Genomic DNA, 1,495 nt, shown 5'->3' with positions numbered 1-1,495 from the left:
GTGAATGATCTGCTTGGCCACGGGCCGCTGTCCTTTCGCGTGGTCCCTCCCACAAACAAGAGCACAATAGCTCGTTCGCCGCGCGATCGGTCAATGCCGCGGAAGCCGCCGGGGAACGGTGACCACGTTGTCCCGGATCCTCACGCCGGACCAGCGGGCCCGGGTGTTCGTCAGCTCCACACTGGACGAGCTCGCCGCGGAGCGCGCGGCCGTCCGGGATGCCATCGCGAACCTGCGGCTCGTGCCCGTGATGTTCGAACACGGCGCCCGGCCCCACCCGCCACGCGCGGTGTACCGGGCCTACCTGGAGCAGAGCCAGATCTTCGTCGGCGTGTACGGCGAAAGCTACGGCTGGATCGCACCCGACGAACAGATCTCGGGCCTGGCGGACGAGCTCGCGCTGGCCGCGCCGCTCCCCCGGCTGATCTACGTCAAGGAGCCCGCACCGGGCCGGGACCCGCGGCTGGCGCGCATGCTGGCCGGGGTCCGGCCGGCCGGGACCGCGTTCCGGACCGTCGACGAGTTGCACGACCGCGTCCAGCAGGACCTGGCCGCGCTGCTCTCCGAGCGGTTCACCCGCTCGCCGGAGGCGCCGCCGACGGCAGTGGCGGGTGGCCGGCTCCCCGCCTTCCGGACCGCGCTGATTGGCCGCGACGGCGACCTCGCGGCGCTGGCCGGCCTGCTGACCGATCCGGACGTGCGGCTGGTCACGCTGACCGGGACCGGTGGCATCGGCAAGACCCGGCTGGCGGTGGCCGCCGCCGAGCGGCTCGCAAACCAGTTCCCGGACGGCACGCCGTTCGTCGACCTCTCCGCGGTCACGTCCGGCGAGCTGCTGCCGGAGACGTTGGCCCGCGGTCTCGGCGCCCGCCCCGGCGCCGGCGTGGCCCGCACCGATGTGGCGTCCTGGCTGCGCACCAAGCACCTGCTGCTCGTCGTCGACAACTTCGAGCACCTCACCGACGCCGCGCCCGTGATCGGCGAGATCCTGCGCGCCGCGCCCGGCGTCACGGCCCTGGTCACCAGCCGGGCACCGCTGCACCTGGCCGCCGAACGGCTCTACGAGGTGCCGCCGCTGTCCGTACCGCCGGAGTCCACCGATCCCGCCGCCCTCGCCGCCGGGTCGGCCGCGGTGCGGCTGTTCGCCGACGCGGCGCGAACGGCGGTGCCCGACTTCGCGCTGACGGCGGCGAACGCCGGCGCGGTCGCCGAGATCGTCCGCCGGTTGGACGGGCTGCCCCTGGCCATCGTGCTGGCCGCCGCCAAGGTCCGGGTGCTCTCCCCCGCCGCGATCGTCAGCCACCTGACCGACCGGCTCGCGCTGCTCACCGGCGGCCCTCGCGACCTGCCCGACCGCCAGCGCACCCTGCGCGACACCATCGCCTGGAGCTACCGCCTGCTCGGGCCCGCGGAGCAGGCGCTGTTCGACCGGCTCGGCGTCTTCGCCGGCGGCTTCGACCTCGAACGCCATCGTCACCATGCCGCCACGGGCCAC

At 74.3% G+C, this 1,495-nt stretch carries 1 protein-coding gene; it reads left to right on the top strand.

Annotated features, from left to right (window positions below; all coding sequences use genetic code 11):
• Window positions 1–118: 118 nt before the first annotated feature.
• A partial coding sequence (locus tag AB0H87_RS41725) for a DUF4062 domain-containing protein (RefSeq protein WP_360159393.1) occupies window positions 119–1,495 on the top strand: 1,377 nt, incomplete at its 3' end.

It is taken from the genome of Asanoa sp. NPDC050611 (assembly GCF_040654855.1).
Classification (GTDB): Bacteria; Actinomycetota; Actinomycetes; order Mycobacteriales; family Micromonosporaceae; genus Asanoa.
This window is presented reverse-complemented; position numbering and strand designations above follow the sequence as displayed.